Source organism: Komagataeibacter sp. SM21 (genome assembly GCF_041402665.1).
Classification (GTDB): domain Bacteria; phylum Pseudomonadota; class Alphaproteobacteria; order Acetobacterales; family Acetobacteraceae; genus Komagataeibacter; species Komagataeibacter saccharivorans.
Genome location: NZ_JBGLOV010000005.1, coordinates 59,870 through 77,920 on the forward strand (window position 1 = coordinate 59,870; position 18,051 = coordinate 77,920).

Consider the following 18,051-nt stretch of genomic DNA (forward strand, 5'->3'; position numbering starts at 1 on the left):
CTGGCACCAAGGATAAACTGGCACCGCGTGGCATGCAACCGCACGCCCGTCAGTCCCGCCGCAGCGTGCGCACAACCCCGGGCAGCGCTAGCGCAATCAGCATCACACCCATAAGCGGCAGTACCATCACCCCGCACCAGCGGTAAGACAGCGCGCCCGCAATACCCCCCAGTGCGAAGGACAGCACGATTGCCCCATGCAGCCGCAGCCGTTCGCGCACCCGCATGGCCGTTGCATCCGCCCATGGGGTGCGGCGGTGTTCAAGCCACTGGGCCAGTTCTATGCCCAGATCGGTCAGCATGCCGGTCATATGCGTGGTGCGGACCCGCGCGCCGGAAATATGGGTAACGGTGGCGTTCTGCAGGCCCATCAGAAAACTCAGCCCATAGGCCAGCATCCGTGTGGCCTGCCGCGCGGGCAGAAAATCGGCGGTCGCCCCCAGCGCCACCAGCATCATGCCCTCCAGCACGATGCCGCAGGCATAGACCGCATGGAGGTGATGCCTGCGTCCTGCATTGACCAGCAGCGTGGCTGAAATCCCACCCACGACGAATGCGGCGATCAGACCAAGGCAGGACAGGACGGACACCGCCCCGCCACCCAGAACATCAGCAGCCAGCGCCGACAGGTTGCCGGTCATGTTGGCAGAATAGTACCCCACCACAAGAAAGCCGGTCACGTTGATCGCCCCCGCCATCGCCGCCAGTGTGCAGCCCAGCCGCAGGTCGGTACTGATACTGCGTGATGTCCCTTCGTGAACCAGCATTGTCCCTGTCCGCCCGTGCGGGGTGTCGGCATCCGGCCCGCATGGCCATGCCCTCCCGCCGCCGGTTGCGATGTGGCGGCCCCGATACGGATTGTTATCACATCATGCCACGCGCCCGACCCGCGCACAACCGGGGCAGGGCGCGGGTATGGCAGTATAACGGATGTGAAATGCCCCTTAACCTGAATGCCCACACGCCATGTTACCGTCGGGCGGCATGGTGCGGGGCAATAATATCGGAATGGACGGAAGGCTGGATTTCCGGCGTTCCAGTCCCGCAACGACCCTGCCTTACCCCACAATGGCGCATGCCACTATTGTCAAAACCGGCAGGCTGGTGGAAAACTGATGATGACCAGCAGGCGGATATGGCCGCTGGACTGTTGACCTGGGGTGCGCGGTCTGTCTGGGGGGCGGATCGTGCGGCCTGCATATCAAACCGGGGGAATAACAATGTCTGAACAGTCATGTGCAGCGGCATGGCAGGGTCTTCCTGTCATATCGGTTGCGGGCCTGCGCGCGGATGATCCCGCCCGGCGGCAGGAAGTGGGTGCAACCTTGCACGAAGCATGCCGCGACATGGGCTTTTTCTACTGTGTCGACCATGGCGTGCCAGCGGACCTGATTGCCGCGGTATTTGAACAGTCGCGCCAGTTCTTCGCGTTGCCGGAAACCCGCAAGGAAGCACTGAACAAGAACCGCTCGACCTGCAATCGCGGTTATGAACCCCTGCGCGACCAGACGCTGGAACCCGGCACGCCGCCGGACCTGAAAGAAGGGTTCTATATCGGCCCGGAAAAATCACTTTCCGATCCCGCCGTGGTGGCCGGACGCTTCAATCAGGGACCGAACCAGTGGCCGCAGGACATGCCGCGGTTCCGCGCCGTCATGATGGAATACAGCGCGGCCATGACTGCGCTGGGCGAACAGCTCATGCGCGGGATCGCCCTGTCACTGGGGCTGGCGGAAGATTATTTCGCCACTTTCTGTCATGACCCGCTGACCACGCTGCGCCTGCTGCATTATCCGCCTCAGCCCGCCAAGGCCCCGCCGGGACAGAAGGGGGCAGGTGCCCATACCGATTTCGGCGGGCTGACGCTGCTCCTGCAGGATGACAGCGGCGGGTTGCAGGTGCGCGCGCCGGACGGAAACTGGCTGGACGCCACGCCCATTCCCGGCAGCTTCGTCGTCAACCTGGGCGACATGATCTCGCGCTGGACCAATAACCGCTACCGCTCCACCCTGCATCGCGTCATCAACACATCGGGGCGGGAACGGTATTCGGTGCCCTTCTTCCATACCGGCAATCCCGACCAGATGGTCGAGTGCCTGCCCGGCTGTCTTGCCCCCGGTGAAAGCCCGCTCTGGCCGCCGGTAACGGTGGAAGACCATCTGCGGACCATGTATGACCGGACTTACGGTCGATGAAGGACATATCCGGCCCGTCCGCCGTCATCCTGATCCATGGCGCATGGCAGGGAAGCTGGGCCTGGCAGCGTTTCATGGATGTATGGGCGACGCGCACCGCCATTCCCGCCCATGCCGTCGATCTGCCCGGTAATGGTGTGGATGGCACGCCCGCGCGGGATGCCACGCTGGCGCGTTACGTGGCGCATGTGGCGGAACTGATGGACATGATCGGCACGCCCGTCCACCTTGTCGCCCATTCCGGGGGCGGGGTTGTCGCCTCCGCCGTGGCGGAACGCTTTCCCGCGCGCGTGCGCTCCATCGCCTATCTTGCGGGCATGATGCTGCCCGATGGCATGGGCTTCGGGCAGGTGGTGGAACGGATGGTGCCGCAATACCCGGCGGCGACCGGCATCAACCCCTACCTGCGCTGGCCCGAACCCGGCATGGTGTCCGTTGTCCCGCCCGAGGCGGCCGTGGCCATCTTTCTGCAGGACTGTCCGCCCGATGTCGCCATCGCCGCGTCACGCAGGCTGACACCGCAGGGGCTGGGCGGGCTGGACCTGCGCGCATCCCTTACGGCAGCGCGTTTTGGCACGGTTCCCCGCCTGTATGTCGAGGCGACTGGCGACCGTTCGGTCATCCTGCCCGTGCAGCGCCGGATGCAGGCCCTTGTGCCCGGCGCGCAGGTCATTACCATGGATACGGGACACGCCCCGCAGGTTGCGGACCCTGTGGGCACGGTAGACCATCTCCTTCCCTTTATTGAAAGACACGGCGCATGATCCTGCCGCGCAGGCACCTGCTGGCCACGGCCGGGGCTGCCCTTTCCACCGGCCTTGCGCCACGACGGGGCCTTGCCGCCCCATCCGGCCCACAGTCAACGGCGCAGATACTGGCCGATCTTGCCGCCCCCTATGCCAGTATGCCGCCCCTGCCGCCGGTAGCGGAGGAGGACGCCCTGCTGGCCATGGGCTATGTCGGACCGACCAGTGATGGCGGCTGGACCGAAATGCACCATGTCGCCCTGCAGGCGGTGCGCAGGGAATTCCCGCGCCTGCGCACGGTCTATGTGGAAAGCGTGCCCTATTCCGCCGATGCCACCCGCCTTTTGCGTGAATTCGTGGCCGAAGGCGCGCAGATGGTCATGACCGGCGCGGATTATGGCGACTTCCTGACCGATGTTGCCGCCCGCGCGCCCGATACCGCCTTCGTGCAGTGCGACGGGCGGGCCGTGAAACGCAACGTATCATGGTATTATATCGCGCACTGGTATGTCAGCTACGTGATCGGGGTTGCGGCGGGGCTGCTCAGCAAGACGGGCAAGCTGGGCTTTATCGGCGCGTTCCCGCTACCTTCGGCCTATGCCGGGGCCAATGCGGCGCTGATGGGCGCGCGCACGGTCAACCCGGACGCCACGATGCAGGTCATCACCATCAACGCATGGTTCGATCCGCAGGCCGCCATTCAGGCCGCCAACGCACTGGCGGACAAGGGATGCGACTTCCTGTTCGGCATCATGGATGAGGCAGGCTACCTGCATGTGGCGCAGGAACGGGGCCTGTGGGCCGCGATGTGGAACAAGGACATCCGCCAGTTCGGGCCGGATGCGTATGTGGCCTCCGTCGTGCTGGACTTCGCGCAGTTCTACATAGCGCAGGTCCGTGCGCGCCTTGCGGGCACATGGCGGCCCGTACCGCAACTGCTGATGATGGGTCAGGGCGTTGACCGCGACCCGTGGGGCAGGCGCGTGCCACAGGATGTGCGTGATAAGGCCGATGCGGTGCGCAGCCGTATCATGAACGGCTGGTCCCCCTTCGTCGGTCCCCTGCGTGACCAGCACGGCACGCTGCGCCTTGCGCAAGGGGAGGTCATGAACGACCTCGAACTCTATCACTGGAACTGGGCGGTGGACGGCGTAAGCGGTCTGCCATAGCGCCCGCTGCCGCATGCGGGGCCGCCGGTTGTGGCGGCCCGCATGGTCCGGGCGTAAGTTTGCGGCCGGGTTTACCCGTAGCGGGTCAGACCCATATCACGCCCTGAAATATCGCCCTGACCGGCTGGCCGGACGGATTGGGGTTCAGGTGGACGTACTGGCCCTCAAGCGCGTCGATCAGCACGCAGTCATCCACTTCCATCAGATTGTCCTTGTGCTGGTGTTTGTAATCGACCAGCAGCGTGTTCCTCGCCTTGCGTTTGGCGTCTTCCTCATTTTCCGCGACGAAGAAGGCGAACTGGTGATCCTCGCGCAGCCTGCCGGGCAGATAGCCGCCCATGTTTACAAAAAACAGCCTGCTGGAACCCGCAGGCTTCTCGGGGGAGAGGGTTACGTCATGGCCGTCGGCCCAGTCCACGATGCCGTATGCGTCGATATGCAGGCCCTTGCGCGTGCCGTACCATTTTTCGGCCATGATGGGGTAGGCGTCTTCCGGCTTCCTTACGGCGGCGAACTGTACGTCATGCACTTCAATATTCGCGCCCGGCGCCGACCCGCCAAGGTAGAACACGAACAGTTTCGTTTTTTCCCCGTCCATCCGATTGATGCCTTTCGTCGTGCCCCGGTCATCCGGTTGGCATGATTTCCCGTTTTTACGAAATTGTTTCGATATGATTACATGATGCCAGCAACGGCACAATGGCCGTACCGCCGCGTGGCGCCATCATATTGGCCCGATGCCCCGGTCAGTCCGGGGCTGCGTCAGTTCCATGCACCTGCCGTCCCGCGACCCATACGGTGCGGATATTGGGGCGGCCCATGTTGCACAGGATCTGCTGGGCCACATCCTCCGCCGCGCCATCCTCGCCATGGATGGGGGGCAGGATGTTGCTGCCCGGTGCCGTGCGGTCGATTTCGATGGCGTCGAATGCCATGCCGACCTCAAGCTGGCCTGCGGCAATCCCCAGTGCTTGCGCACCCCCGCGCGTGGCCAGCCACAGCCCTTCGGCAAAGCTGATGCGGGAACCGGGCCGCCCCCGTTGTGCCTGCGGGCGTGCGGGATCGTTACCCGTATCCAGCATGCGGGCCGCAGTGACCGCCATGGCGGCATTGACGGCTACGGAAGGCGAGTAACCGCCGGAAATATCCGTGCCCAGGCCCACATGCACGCCTGCCTGCCATGCCGTGCGAAGCGGCAGCACCCCGCCTGCGAAATAGGCATTGGATAGCGGGCAGTGCGCGATGGCCGCCCCGCGCGCCTGCACCAGCGCCATGTCATCCTCGGTCATGAAACACGAATGGGCCAGCACCGTGCCCGGGCGCAGCAGCCCGAAACGGTCCAGCGCAACGGTATCGTTTACTCCCGTGCGCTGGCGCACGTAATCATGTTCCCAGTCGCTTTCCGAACAGTGGGTCTGGATCAGGCAGTCTTCTTCCGCCGCCATGACGCCCAGACCATGCAGCAGCCCGTCCGTGCAGGCGGGAATGAAGCGTGGCGTGACCATGGGGCGCACCAGTCCGCTTTCATTGCCCGGCAGCGCACGCACGGCGTGGATGAAGCGCCGGGTGGCGGCAAGGGCCTGTTCCACGCTGGTATTGCGGTAGCCTTCGGGGCACAGTTCGGGATCGTCCATCGCCACCAGCCCCACATGGGCGCGCAGGCCATGGCGCAGGCAGATGCGTGCAAGCAGCAGGCTGCTGTCTTCATGAATGGTGGCGAAAAAGACCGCCGTGGTTGTGCCGTTGGCCAGCAGGGTGGTGACCATTTCCTCATAGACCGGGCCGGCGAAGTCCGGGTCGGCAAAGCGGGCTTCAAGGGGGAAGGTGCGCTGTTCCAGCCAGTCACGCAGCGGCAGGTCCAGCGCGCGGCCCATCTGCGGCCATTGCGGGGCATGGACGTGCAGGTCGGCAAAACCGGGCATGAGCAGTTGCCCCGGCCCCAGCGTGCGCACCGGTATGCCGCTGCGCGCGGCGTGGGCCAGCAGGTCGGCGGCGGCGGGGGTATCATGTGCATGACGGGCGGCAATGCGGCCATCCGCGGCCACATGCACCACATCGCGGCCCATGCCGACCCGTGTTGCGCTGACCGGCGTAAGAACCGTGCCCTGTATGATGAATTCACCCATTCCCGCACCTCTGCTTTCCTGTATCGCGGGCCGCTCCCGTCCGGGGCCGCCCGCATATGTTTTACAGGTCGTAACAGTATGCCGCGATGGCGGCTGTGCATATGGCCCTGTCAGGGGTAGGGCGCAGAAATCCACACCCATGCGAAAGATCATTGAATTTACAAGATAAATTCAATTCCTAAGGTTTTTTCCACAGGGTTATCTTTCCGACTATCCCCGGAATCTGTGGATAAGAATATGACCGATGGTCAGAACTTCTGCGCTATCCGCTGATAACTGTAGTGGAAGGAAAGGTCAGGTTCGTAATCGTAACGAATTGCGATGCAGGTCTGTCCCTGATTGTCCCGTGTGCTCCGTAATCTGGTGCTTCTACCTCCTCCAACCAACCGGATGGGACTAAGCGCCTAGCGATAACGGCAGGGCTGGTTGATGACCGGGGCGCTGGCGGTCTGGATGACCATAAGGGTAACGGGTCCATCGCCGATATTGCCTGCATCATGGCCCTTGCGGCCACGGTAGGGGCCGGTTTCCATCGGGCGGACGTTCTGGTCTTCTCCGAACAGGATATCGCCGGGGCCCATCTCTACGCGCGTGCCGTCCATGGCGCGCACATACCAACTTCCCTGCAGCGGGATGATCCATTGCGGCCTGGGGTCCGGGTGCCACGCGCCATCCCAGTGGGCGGGCTGGACCGTCATCATGATGGTGGCTACCTGCGGCATCATCGGGTCCTGCCATTGTGGTCCGGCAGGTGGGGACATGCTCTTGAGGAAGAAATTGCTGACCGGACAGGTGGCGATGTGGCTTATGCCTTTGTCATCGGTCCATAAATGTCGATATATGCGCTGCGGTGGCTGCCCGGTCTGGCTGGCGGGGGCAGGGGGCTGCGCCGCATTGGCGGGCAGGGTGGATATGGCCAGCAGGCAGGCGGTGATCAGGGTGGTGCCACGGATCAAGATGGTCCCTCCTTTATGGGTATGACGGGAACGGGCGGATTACTGCGTGGCGGGGGGCGGGCCGTAGGTCAGGCGATAGATCGCGCCTGACAGGTCATCGCTTATCAGCACGCTGTCATCGGGCATGGGCTGCACGTCCACGGGCCTGCCCCATGCCTGCTGCCCCTGCCGGAAGCCACTGACCAGCACGGCGGGCGGCTGGGGCCGGTTATCGGGGCCGAAGCCCACGCTTACGACCTGATACCCCGCAAGCGTGCTGCGGTTCCATGATCCGTGTTCGGCAATCAGCAGGCTGTTGTGATAGGCGGCGGGAAACTGGCTGCCTTCATAAAACCGCAGGCCAAGTGCCGCCACGTGCGCACCCAGCAGCAGGGCGGGCGGGGTGAATTCGCCGCACGCATGCTGGCTGCCGAACTCCGGGTCGGGCACGTTGCCCTGATGGCAGTAGGGATAACCGAAGGACTGTCCCGGCCGGTCCAGCCGGTTCAGTTCGTCCGATGGCATGTCATCGCCCATGTTGTCGCGCCCGTTATCGGTAAACCACAGCGTGCCGGTGCCCGGCTGCCATGTGAAGCCGACCGTGTTGCGGATGCCGAAGGCCACGTCGCGGCGGTCCCCGCCATCGGGGGTCATGCTGATGATACGGCCGAAATCATGTCCCACGTCGCATATGTTGCACGGCGCGCCGATGGGGACGTACAGCCGGTTATCCGGGCCGAAAGCAATGAATTTCCATGAATGGTCGCCCGCGCGGTAGGGCAGGTCGTCGGCTACGATCTGTGGTGCGGGCGGCGTGTCGAGATGGTTTTCGATATCGCGCAGCACCACGATGCGCCGCATGTCGGACACGTAAAGATCCCCGTCATGGAACGCCACCCCCACCGGCAGATCCAGCCCGTGGGCGATGGTGCGCACCTTGACTGGCCCCGGACCATCAAGCCCGCTCAGCGCGTAGACCCGTCCCGCCCCCATGCTGCCCACGAACAGCGTGCCCCGTGCGCCGCGCGTCATTTCCCGCGCGCCGGGCACCTGATCCGATACAAGGCTTATATGAAATCCCGCAGGCACCCGCAGCCGGTCCGCATGCACTGCCGCGCGCGCGGCGGAGGAGGACATGACGCCCAGCGTCAGCATGGCCAGACCGACATGGGTAACGGGGAAACGGGGCAAGGCGGGCACTTCCTTTTCAGCGTCGGGCGTCAGGATATGATCTGGCGGATTTTTTCAGCCAGCGCCGTGGCGGAATAGGGTTTGCGCTCCACCGGCACATCATGCAGTTCGCTGGGGATGAGGGTGCCGTCGGCATAGCCGGTGGCGAAAATGAACGGCACGCCGCGTTCACGCAGGGCACGCGCCACCGCGATCGAACTTTCACCACCCAGATTGACATCCAGTATCGCTACATCGGGCACACGCTCGCTTATCGCGTTCAGCGCCTCGTAAACCGAGGCCACGGTCCGCACCTGCCCGATCCGGGTGTCCTCGATCGCCTGTTCCGCCTCCATCGCGATCAGGAACTGATCCTCGACCAGCAGAATATCCGCATCCAGCACTTTCTTCTCCTTTCCGGTGGCGGGGGATTGGGGTTGGGGCGACGGGTCCGCGTCATCGGCGGCGTCCGGGGCAGGATTGACGTGGCGGGCAGGCAGGTTGAGCGTTACCCGCAACCCGTCCGGCCTGCAGTCGGCATGGGCGCTGCCGCCCAGTTCATGCGGGAACCCGCGTTCGATCAGCACGGAGCCAAAACCCCGCCGCGTGGGGGGCAGGACCGCATTGCCTACGGTCTCGCGCCATGTGATACGCCATTCATCCACCTTCGCATCATATGTCCAGCTTATGTCCAGCCGCCCGCAGGCCTGCCCCAGCGCGCCATATTTGACCGCGTTGGTGGCCAGTTCATGGATCACCAGCGCCAGCACCGAAAGCGCCTGACCCGTCAGCCATATGCGCGGGCCGGAGCATGTAATGAACGAACGTTCCCGGTACGGTGCAAGTTCCGCATCCAGTAGTGCGTAAAGCAGGCCGCCGCCTTCGCTGCGCACCGCCTGATCGTGCGCCAGCGCCAGTGCGCGGATGCGCCCGCGCAGGCGCTGGACATGTTCGGGGGCCGTATCTTCGGGTGCGACGGGCTGGCTGACCAGTGACTGCACGACGGACAGGATGTTCTTGACCCGGTGGTTCAGTTCCTCGTTCAGCATGCGCTGCCGCTGGTCCGCCGCCGCGCGTTCACGCAACTGCAACTGGTGGTATGCGCCCATCACCTCGATCAGGGCGGAGCGCACCAGTGTCGCGGCTTCCACCTCATCCGCCGTCCATGGGAGGCATTCCTGCGTGACCTGCTGGGTCCATATCTCGAAACTGTTGCGCGGGCCGAAATAGCCGTCCTGCACGTCAACGGGATCGTGCGGGTCCGGTGGCGTATCGGGGGAGGCGCCCCATTTCAGGGTCCGCACCACCTCGCGGCGGAAAACCAGCAGATAGTCCCCGACGCGCGAAGAAATCGGGACGATCATCACCCCCGCCGCATCGGCTACATAATGCACCGCGTCCGGTATGAAGGTGCTCAGGCGGTTCGTGTGCCATATCTGCGTCCCCGCCTGTTCGCGCGCCAGTTCCAGCAGGGCGTCCATGGCGTCCGGCGGGGGATGCGCGCCGTTATAGGTCCACCGTCCACCCACCCACAGCGCCGCGCCATCGCACTGCACGAAGGTCAGCATCTCCTTCAGGTGGGCCATGAGATAGGCCGGCATGTCAGAGACCGGGGCCGCCCCCTTGAGGAAGGTTTCGATCAGCGCATGGGTCTGGTGCGTCATGACCAGCCGCTTGGTGCGCAGCAGGTTGGTGATCTGTAGCGACAGGAATTCCCCGAACATGCGGGCCACGACGCGCTCGCTCATGTTCAGCGTGCGCGCGCTGTAATGGTGGCACACGATCATGCCCCACAGCCGCCCGTCCACCATCAGCGATACCGACAGTGATGCGACGACCCCCAGCCCGCGCAGGTAGTCGCGGTGGGTGGGCACCGCCGCGCGCAGGTGGGTATGCAGCAGGTCCGCCGGCGGCAGGTGGGCAGGCGAGATGACAGGCACCGGTTTGGCCGCAAGATCACTGACCGCGCGGATCAGGTTGGTGCTGTACAGCCTGCGGGCCGGGGCAGGGATGTCGCTGGCGGGAAAATGCTGGCCGAGGAAGCTTTCAAGGTCGGGACCGTGATGTTCGGCTTCCACCTTGCCTGACCCGTCCTCGGCGAAGTGGTAGAGCATGACCCGGTCGAAGCGCAGCACCCCGGCCATCAGGCGGACAACAGTGCGGTAAAGACGCTCGAATTCCGTAATCTCGCGGATGCGGTCGATCATGGTGCGCAGCAGCGACAGATAGGCCCCGTCCAGCCCCATACGGGCGGGCGGTTCCCACTCCAGCATGATTTCGTCGCCCGCCGTATGGATCGCGACATCATAAAGACCGCCAGATGGCAGCTCCTGACCGAATACAAGGGCGGGGCGGCGATGGGCTTCGCCATGGGTGGCCAGCGCGTTGCGGATGCTATGGGTTGCCTCGCGCCCGATCACGTCGCGCAGGCCCATTCCGTAAGCCAGTTTCACGTTACCCAGATGTTCCGGCGCGTTGGCCGACCACCGCGTGATGCGCTCCAGCCGCGCATCGCATACCAGCAGCCATCCATGGGGCTGGATGCATTCCGCCCCGACGGACAGGCTGCATGTCCCGTCATGTCCCGCCATTATGCGCCCCATCCACCCCACCGGAAACCGATCCGCGCCACGGTATGCCCGTATGGGACGTGTCCGTGCAATATGCCCCCGCCTGTGCCATTGCGGCTCCTGCCTGTGGGATGATCGTACGCGGCGATCCGGGCTGTCCCGCCCCGCCGCTGGCGCCCGCCCCGATTGCGCCCCTGCGGTCCGTACGCCATGTCGCGCCCGCTACCATACAGTCATCGTGACGGCTGCGCCCGATCACATTTGTGTGGTGGTAAAGACATGGTGCAACCCTTCCTCATAACCATGCAGATGATGCGTCATGACCACCCTTATCCATACATTTCCGGTATAGATAAAGTCATCCGTGGCACTGGCATGCCGTGCCCGCGCATCCTGCCCGGCAATGCGGCGGGGCGTGCGGGTATTGCCAGCGGGGGAGTGGTATCGGGGCGCATATCCTTCCATAGCGCGTGTCAATGCCCGGTAAACGGGGCCATAAGGCATGGCCCGCCTGCAGGAGACAGGTATTACCCGGGCGGTAATTTTGGCCATATACTTTCGATATATGCTTTGTTAATACGACCATGCGCATTAAGGCGCGTACTGGCTGGTCACGCGATATGGTTATCGAAATATTTCAGTATATGTCACATTTCCGTCTCCTCATCCCGCGCGTTGCCGATTAGCAGGAGCCCAGCAGCAAGATGCCCCGAGACGTGATAGACAACACGCCGATTACTGTCCTGCCCGCGCTGGAACAGAGCATTCTCGCCGTCGTGCTGATTGATGAGAAAAACGACATCACCTTCTTCAACAGCGCCGCGGAAAAACTGTGGCGCTGCGCGCGTGAAGACGTGATGGGGCGTAATGTGAGTGTCCTCGTGCCCCGCGCGCTGCGCAGCACGCATGATGACCTGATCCGCCAGAACCGCGATGGCGGGGTCAACCGCATCGTCGGCACCAGCCGCGATGTGGAAGTCGAACGTTTTGACGGCACCACCTTCTGGGCCAACCTGTCGCTGTCGCGCATCGCGGTGGGGGGCAAGGTCGGGTACATGGCGCTGATCCGCGACATATCGCGTGAAGTCGCCGACCGCGAAAAAATCCGCATGCTGTCGCTGGTGGTGCGCGAGACCGACCGTGGCGTCGCCATCCTCGATCCTTCCTTCCGCATCATCTACGTCAACCGCGCCTTCAGCGACCTGTTCGGTTTCACCTTTGAGCAGGTGGTGGGGCAGGGACTGTCCGCCCTGCTGACGGGCGACGCGGCCGATATCGGCATCCTGAACGCCCTGCATGAAAGTGCCCGCAACGCCCGGGGCTTCACGGTTGAAATCCGCGCCCGCCACGCCAGCGGGCGCGATATCTGGGTATCCGCCACCATGAACCCCGTATTCGATGCCGATGGCGGGATCGAGAACATCGTGGTGGTGCTGACCGATATTACCGAACAGTATTTCCTCGACAGCCTTCAGCGCGACACGCTGGAAGCGATTTCAAGCGACCTTGGCCTCAACGAGGTCATGGACTTCATCTGCCGCCGTATCGAACAGCATATCCCCGACGTGATGGTGGCCATCTACCTGATCGGTTCGGATGACCGGCTGAAATGCGTGGGCCGCGCCAGCCTGCCGTCCGAACTGGTCGAACTGTATGACGCGCAGCCCATCGGGCCGGACGCCCCGTGTTCCGGCGTGGCCGCCATTACCGGCACGGTGGCGCAGTCCCCCGCCATCGCAACCGACCCGCGCTGGCGGAACATGCGCGATGCGACGCTGCACCACGGCATCCATACCGCCGTCGCCACCCCCATCATCCTGCGCAACAGCCGCGTGGCCGGGGTCTTCACCTGCTATTCCCGCACCGCCAGCCTGCCCGGTCCCGCCTGCCAGAAGGCGGTGAACGCCAGCCTGCACCTGTGCACCGTGGCCATAGAACGGCACGAGGCGAAGGAACATATCAGCCGCCTGTCGGATTTCGACATGCTGACCGGCCTGCCCAACAGCCGCTGGCTGCGGCAGAACATGGCCCGCCTGCTGCGCCGCCCCGGCCGCGGCAACCTGATGCTGGTTACGGTGGGAATGGACAATTTCAAGCACATCAACGACCTGTTCGGCCATACGGCGGGTGACGAACTGATCGCGCGGGTCAGCAACCAGTTGCGGGAGATCATAAGTCTGGATGATACGCTGGTGCGCAGCGGGGGCGACCAGTTTACCATCGTGACGGCGGGGGAGCAGCAGCATGCCTCCACCCTGAGCGCCACGATCCTGCATCAGCTTGAAGCCCCGGCGCAGATTGGCGATGTCCGCATCGGCCTGTCCGCCAGCCTTGGCGTGGCCGTTTACCCCGAAAACGGGGAAGATGGCGGCACGCTGCTCAAGAATGCCGAAAGCGCCATGTTCCAGGCCAAGGCCAGCGGGGGCGGGCGGTGCTGTTTCTTCAGCCAGAGCATGAACCAGCAGGCCAGCGACCGGCTGATCCTGGCCGCCGCCCTGCGTGACGCCATCGCCAATAACGACCTGCGCCTGTTCTATCAGCCGCAGGTCCATGCCCGCAGCGGCAGGCTGTACGGGGTGGAGGCGCTGTCGCGCTGGACCGATCCGAAACTTGGCTTTGTCTCGCCAGAACGGTTCATTACCGTGGCGGAGGAAACCGGCCAGATCGAGGCTATCGGCAAATGGTCGCTGCGTGTGGCGTGCGAGCAGATGGCCGAGTGGATACGCGATGGCGTGGATGTGCCGATTGTATCGGTCAACCTGTCGGCGCTGCATTTCCGTGATGAAACGCTGCCCGATTTCGTGCGTGACCTGCTGCGCGAGACCGGGATTCCGCCCAACCGGCTGACAATCGAAATTACCGAAACCACCATGATCGACAGCTACGAGCGAACCATCCACATGGTTCAGACGCTGCGTGAAATGGGTGTTGGCATGTCGATGGACGATTTCGGCACCGGTTTTTCCAGCCTGTCCAACCTTGCGGGCCTGCCGGTGAACGAAATGAAGATCGACCGCAGCTTCATGGTGGGTCTGGAAAGCATCGAGAAGGTGCGCGCGGTGGTGATGGCGTCGGTACGCATTGGCCAGAGCCTTGGCATGACCGTGGTGGCCGAAGGTGTCGAGCATGAGCAGCAGCGCCGCCTGCTGGCGGAAATGGACTGCGACGTGCTTCAGGGATACATGTTCTCCAAACCGTTGCCTGCGGACCAGTTCAGGGACTGGTTTGCAGCCTACCGGCCGGAAGAACTGGGCCTGTAACCACCATGCGCCCCGTCACGGTATGACGTGACAGGCGGGGAGAAAGCCGTACCGTGAGCATTGACGGCCACATCGTCCTGCCCGACCGGGTCATGCCCGGCCGTATTGTGTTCGACACGGTCATTACCGGCATGCAGGACCGCAGCGACGTGCCGGATCGCTATATCCTGCCCGGTTTTATTGACGGGCATGTGCATGGCGGCGGCGGGGCCGATACCATGGATGGGGTGGATGCGATCCGCCATCTGTCACGTTTTCATATGCGCCACGGGACCACCACGCTCCTGCCCACCACCATAACCGCGCCATGGGATGATGTGCTGGGCGCGCTGCGGGCGGTGGCGGATGTCATGCGCGATGGCATGGCGGATGGCCCCGACATTCCCGGCGCACATCTGGAAGGGCCATTCATCAGCCCCCACCGGCTTGGCGCGCAGCCACCCTTCGCCCTGCTGCCCACACCCGCGCGGGTTGGCGCGGCACTGGATACCGGGGCGGTGCGGGTGGTGACGCTGGCCCCGGAAATCGATCATGCACAGGCCGCAATGCGCCAGTTCGCGCAGGCGGGCGTGCGGGTCAGTATCGGCCATACGATGGCGGATTACGACTGCACGGAACAGGCCATCGGCTGCATCTGCGCGGCGGGCGGGGTTGCCGGTGGCACGCACCTGTTCAACGCCATGCCGCCGGTCATGGCGCGTGCGCCCGGTCCCGTTACGGCGCTTATGTGTAGCGATGCGGGCTATGGCGAGATGGTGTTCGACACCCATCATGTCCATCCGGCCCTGTTCGGGCTTGCGCATCGTGTGATGGGTGGGCGGCTTGTATTCGTGACCGACGCCATGCGCGCCACCGGCACGGGCGATGGCCCGAGCGAACTGGGCGGGCAGGGGGTCATGGTGGCCGATGGCGTGGCCCGTCTGGCCGATGGCACGCTGGCTGGCAGCGTGCTGACGCTGGATGTGGCGCTGCGCAACGCCGTGCGGGCCGGGGCATCACTGCCGCAGGCGGCCGGACTGGTCAGCACACATGCGGCGAACTGGCTGGGCCTGCCCGATCGCGGCGTGCTCGCACCGGACCACCGTGCCGATTTCGTCGTCATGGACCGGGATCTGAACGTGCAGGAAGTCTGGGTAGCCGGTCGCCGCTGTATATAAAGACAGCTTCAGAAGACGCCGCAGATCATTTCAGGGAATGTCCCACGGGATGGCCCTATGACTCTGCCGCATTGCCACGCATGCACAGCAATCCCCCCGCAAGGGCAAGACACAGCCCGACCGCATAGGCAGGCAGGAACGGTTCGTGAAAGAACATCACCAGCCACAGCGTTGACAGCACGGGGGTCAGGAAAACCAGCGCGGAAATCCGCACCGCGTTGCCGCGTGCCAGCGCCACTATCCAGAATATGTAGGACAGGCCATTGATCGCCACCCCGTTCAGGACCAGCGTGGGCAGGGCCGCCGCCGGTGGCAGGCTGATCCCGCCCGCCGCAGCACCCACCGCCAGCGAGGTAAGGGTGGATGTCACGAACAGCCATACCGTGCCCGCCAGCGCATCGTCCATGTAGTATTTGGACAGGACCGACAGCACCGCGAAACACAGCGCGCCGCCGACCACCAGCCCCAGCGCGCCGGGATGGCCCAGCCCGATATGCAGCGGGTCGCCATGGCTTATGGTGATGATGATGGCCAGCACCCCGCAGGCCAGCCCCATTCCCTGCCGCGCGGTGGGCCGGACGTGAAAGAACACGGCGGACAGCACCACAATCAGCACCGGCCAGCTATACTGCGCGATCAGCACCGCAACCCCGTTACTGATGCGGTAGCCGTGATAGATGCCAAGGTAGAACATGCAGTCCAGCACGCCCGCCATCATCGCCACCTGATTGGTCCGCCGCACGGGCGACAGGCGCGCGAAATTCCCCCGGCACATCACGGCAAATGCCACGCCCACAGCCACGCAGGAAATGACGTTGGAGATGAACAGGAAGTTGTAGAAATTGAGTGATACCAGCGCCAGCTTGGACACCGGGGCGATCAGGCTCCATGCCACGATGGCGGTCATGGCCAGCGCAAGGGGGGAGCGCATCATGCCACCCATCCCGCGCGCGGCGGGGATGATGGCGGCGTCCGGCGCGGGGCGGTCAGTGCGCGGTGGTGACGGCAGGGGTTTTTACGGACGATCATCATGGCATCGCCACTGTGGACCGCACGCGGCGGCTTATCAATACGATTACACAACGATCACGGCAATTGTGCTTTGCGGTTCATGTATGGCGGCAATCGTATTTTCCGTGGTACCGGACCTGTCCGGCCCCTGCGGTCGGGGCAGGGCACGCTTTTCTTCTGGCCGGCTGTCGTGGCGCGGCTTATTAGTCGGGCGGATACGTAACCCGCAGGAAGGAACAGACCCGCCCCGATGCTTCAGGCCCGCGCATCTTCGCCCCGTCCGGTGGTTTCATGTCCCGCACGGTCCTGACCGCGTGCCAGGAACGGGCGCTGGCGGAAATACTCGCCGCGCGCGGGGTCTCGGCCACCCATCTGCTGACCGGCTATGCCGGGACGGGCAAGACCACCCTCATGCAGCAGGTCGCCCGCGCGCTGCGCAAACGCGGGGCGGAAGTGGTGTTCACCGCCGCCACGCACAAGGCGACGGCGGTGCTGCGCGCGCGCGTTGGCAATCTGGCTCCGTGCCGCACCATCCATAATGTGCTGTCGCTGCAACCCGGCGCGCAGGACGGGCGCGAGGTGCTGCAACGCGCCGACCGGCCCGAACCGATCACGGCGGATGTCATCGTCATTGATGAATGTAGCATGGTGGGTTCCGAACTCATGCGCTGGGTGCGCGAACTCGTGCCGGACCGCTTCGTGCTGTTCGTGGGCGACCCGGCGCAGCTTCCCCCGGTGGGGGAGGCCATAAGCCCGTCCTTCGCCATCCGTTCCGCCTCGCACCTCAATACCGTGGTGCGGCAGGCCGCCGATAACCCGCTGGTCGCCGCCGCCACCGCCATACGCGAAAGTCAGGGCGGCCCGCTGGACTGGTCATGGTGCCGCGCCAGCCATCATGACGGGGCGGGCCTGTTCGTGCCGCGCGCGCCGGACGAATGGATGCGGCGGGCCTTTACGTCCGATGAGTTCCGCGCGGACAGCGATGCGTTCCGTTACCTGTGCTGGACCAATGCGCGTGTGGACGCCATCAACCGCATCGTGCGGCGCTGGGTGCATGGGGGGGAGACGCCAACGCCCTTCGTCGCGGGGGAACGTGTGATCGCCCGCACCCCGGTCATGGATGTGGAAGGCCGCCGCGTGATGGTCGCCACCAACGAGGAAGCGGAAGTCGCCGCCATCCGCCCCACGGTGCTGCGCCATGCCTTTCCCGCCACGTCGAAGGTGGCGGGCTGGACAACGGAACTGCCGATCCATGAAGTGGTCCTGCGCACGCTTGCGGGGGATGAAACGCCGGTGCCGATCCTGCGCCCCGGCGCGGATATGGGCGCGATCGAGCGCAGGCTTAAAAACGAGGCGGCGCAGGACCGCGCGCGCTGGCAGCACCGTTTCGTGTTCCGCCGTGGCATAGGCAGGTTGCAGGCGGTCTATGCCATGACGGTGCATACCGCGCAGGGCAGCACGTTCGGGCGCGTATTCGTGGATGTGGGCGACATTGCCCGCCGCGCCAGCGCCAACCTGCTGGAAACGCAGCAACTGCTGTATGTGGCGGCGACACGCCCGTCAAAGGCCATGATCCTGACGGGCCTGCCCGGCCAGCTTGCGGGTGCGCAGGCGCAGGGGGACTGAGCACCACAATACGCCGTACCGGAACCGGCGCAGGAAACGGACCGGCGGGGCATACGTTACAAAACAATATCTCCCCACATGATTTGT

General features: G+C 64.4%; 16 protein-coding genes. 8 read left to right on the top strand and 8 right to left on the bottom strand.

Annotated features, from left to right (window positions below; all coding sequences use genetic code 11):
• Window positions 1-49: 49 nt before the first annotated feature.
• Window positions 50-766, bottom strand: a complete 717-nt coding sequence (locus tag ACBR42_RS06875) for a YoaK family protein (RefSeq protein ID WP_371207567.1) — start codon at window positions 764-766, stop codon at window positions 50-52.
• 199 nt (window positions 767-965) lie between these two features.
• Between ACBR42_RS06875 and ACBR42_RS06880 the strand changes: the two genes are divergently transcribed.
• The 4 genes from ACBR42_RS06880 to ACBR42_RS06895 all read left to right on the top strand — a co-directional run bounded on the left by ACBR42_RS06880 (window position 966) and on the right by ACBR42_RS06895 (window position 4,109).
• A complete protein-coding gene (locus ACBR42_RS06880; RefSeq protein ID WP_371207568.1) occupies window positions 966-1,115 on the top strand; it encodes a hypothetical protein in 150 nt (49 codons plus the stop codon).
• A 104-nt stretch (window positions 1,116-1,219) separates the two neighbouring features.
• Window positions 1,220-2,194: an isopenicillin N synthase family dioxygenase gene (locus tag ACBR42_RS06885; RefSeq protein ID WP_371207569.1), complete on the top strand. Its 975-nt coding sequence runs from the start codon at window positions 1,220-1,222 to the stop codon at window positions 2,192-2,194.
• Complete coding sequence (locus ACBR42_RS06890) at window positions 2,191-2,958, top strand: alpha/beta fold hydrolase (RefSeq protein WP_371207570.1); 768 nt, start codon at window positions 2,191-2,193, stop codon at window positions 2,956-2,958. The genes ACBR42_RS06885 and ACBR42_RS06890 overlap by 4 nt, the downstream gene beginning before the upstream one ends.
• Entirely contained in the window at window positions 2,955-4,109 is a 1,155-nt protein-coding gene (locus ACBR42_RS06895; RefSeq protein WP_102323828.1) for a BMP family ABC transporter substrate-binding protein, read from the top strand. Before ACBR42_RS06890 ends, ACBR42_RS06895 begins: the two co-directional genes overlap by 4 nt.
• A gap of 85 nt (window positions 4,110-4,194) precedes the next feature.
• On the opposite strand, the gene ACBR42_RS06900 is transcribed toward ACBR42_RS06895, so the two are convergent.
• The 5 genes from ACBR42_RS06900 to ACBR42_RS06920 all read right to left on the bottom strand — a co-directional run bounded on the left by ACBR42_RS06900 (window position 4,195) and on the right by ACBR42_RS06920 (window position 10,931).
• Window positions 4,195-4,707 (bottom strand): DUF1543 domain-containing protein, encoded by a 513-nt coding sequence (locus ACBR42_RS06900; RefSeq protein ID WP_371207571.1) that lies wholly within the window; start codon window positions 4,705-4,707, stop codon window positions 4,195-4,197.
• A gap of 148 nt (window positions 4,708-4,855) precedes the next feature.
• Window positions 4,856-6,235 (bottom strand): amidohydrolase family protein, encoded by a 1,380-nt coding sequence (locus ACBR42_RS06905; protein WP_371207572.1) that lies wholly within the window; start codon window positions 6,233-6,235, stop codon window positions 4,856-4,858.
• A 404-nt stretch (window positions 6,236-6,639) separates the two neighbouring features.
• On the bottom strand, window positions 6,640-7,149 hold the full coding sequence (locus ACBR42_RS06910) for a cupin domain-containing protein (protein ID WP_371207658.1): 510 nt from the start codon (window positions 7,147-7,149) through the stop codon (window positions 6,640-6,642).
• 81 nt (window positions 7,150-7,230) lie between these two features.
• Window positions 7,231-8,325, bottom strand: coding sequence for a sorbosone dehydrogenase family protein (locus ACBR42_RS06915; RefSeq protein ID WP_371207659.1), 1,095 nt, complete (start codon window positions 8,323-8,325; stop codon window positions 7,231-7,233).
• Window positions 8,326-8,390: 65 nt separating this feature from the next.
• A complete protein-coding gene (locus ACBR42_RS06920; protein WP_371207573.1) occupies window positions 8,391-10,931 on the bottom strand; it encodes an HWE histidine kinase domain-containing protein in 2,541 nt (846 codons plus the stop codon).
• Here ACBR42_RS06920 and ACBR42_RS06925 point away from each other — a divergent pair.
• On the top strand, window positions 10,910-11,152 hold the full coding sequence (locus ACBR42_RS06925; protein ID WP_146220133.1) for a hypothetical protein: 243 nt from the start codon (window positions 10,910-10,912) through the stop codon (window positions 11,150-11,152). The genes ACBR42_RS06920 and ACBR42_RS06925 overlap by 22 nt on opposite strands.
• A 13-nt stretch (window positions 11,153-11,165) precedes the next feature.
• On the opposite strand, the gene ACBR42_RS06930 is transcribed toward ACBR42_RS06925, so the two are convergent.
• On the bottom strand, window positions 11,166-11,414 hold the full coding sequence (locus ACBR42_RS06930) for a hypothetical protein (RefSeq protein WP_146220134.1): 249 nt from the start codon (window positions 11,412-11,414) through the stop codon (window positions 11,166-11,168).
• Window positions 11,415-11,614: 200 nt separating this feature from the next.
• Here ACBR42_RS06930 and ACBR42_RS06935 point away from each other — a divergent pair, with 200 nt between their 5' ends.
• Together ACBR42_RS06935 and ACBR42_RS06940 are read left to right on the top strand one after the other, a co-directional pair.
• Window positions 11,615-14,170: an EAL domain-containing protein gene (locus ACBR42_RS06935; protein ID WP_371207574.1), complete on the top strand. Its 2,556-nt coding sequence runs from the start codon at window positions 11,615-11,617 to the stop codon at window positions 14,168-14,170.
• Between the two features lie 53 nt (window positions 14,171-14,223).
• A complete protein-coding gene (locus tag ACBR42_RS06940; RefSeq protein ID WP_371207575.1) occupies window positions 14,224-15,327 on the top strand; it encodes an N-acetylglucosamine-6-phosphate deacetylase in 1,104 nt (367 codons plus the stop codon).
• 55 nt (window positions 15,328-15,382) lie between these two features.
• Here the strand turns inward: ACBR42_RS06940 and ACBR42_RS06945 are convergent, their stop codons facing one another.
• Window positions 15,383-16,261 carry a DMT family transporter gene (locus ACBR42_RS06945; RefSeq protein ID WP_371207576.1) on the bottom strand — a complete coding sequence of 293 codons (879 nt, stop codon included), beginning with the start codon at window positions 16,259-16,261 and terminating at the stop codon, window positions 15,383-15,385.
• A gap of 368 nt (window positions 16,262-16,629) precedes the next feature.
• Here ACBR42_RS06945 and ACBR42_RS06950 point away from each other — a divergent pair, with 368 nt between their 5' ends.
• Window positions 16,630-17,964, top strand: coding sequence for an ATP-dependent RecD-like DNA helicase (locus tag ACBR42_RS06950; RefSeq protein ID WP_371207577.1), 1,335 nt, complete (start codon window positions 16,630-16,632; stop codon window positions 17,962-17,964).
• Window positions 17,965-18,051: the final 87 nt, after the last annotated feature.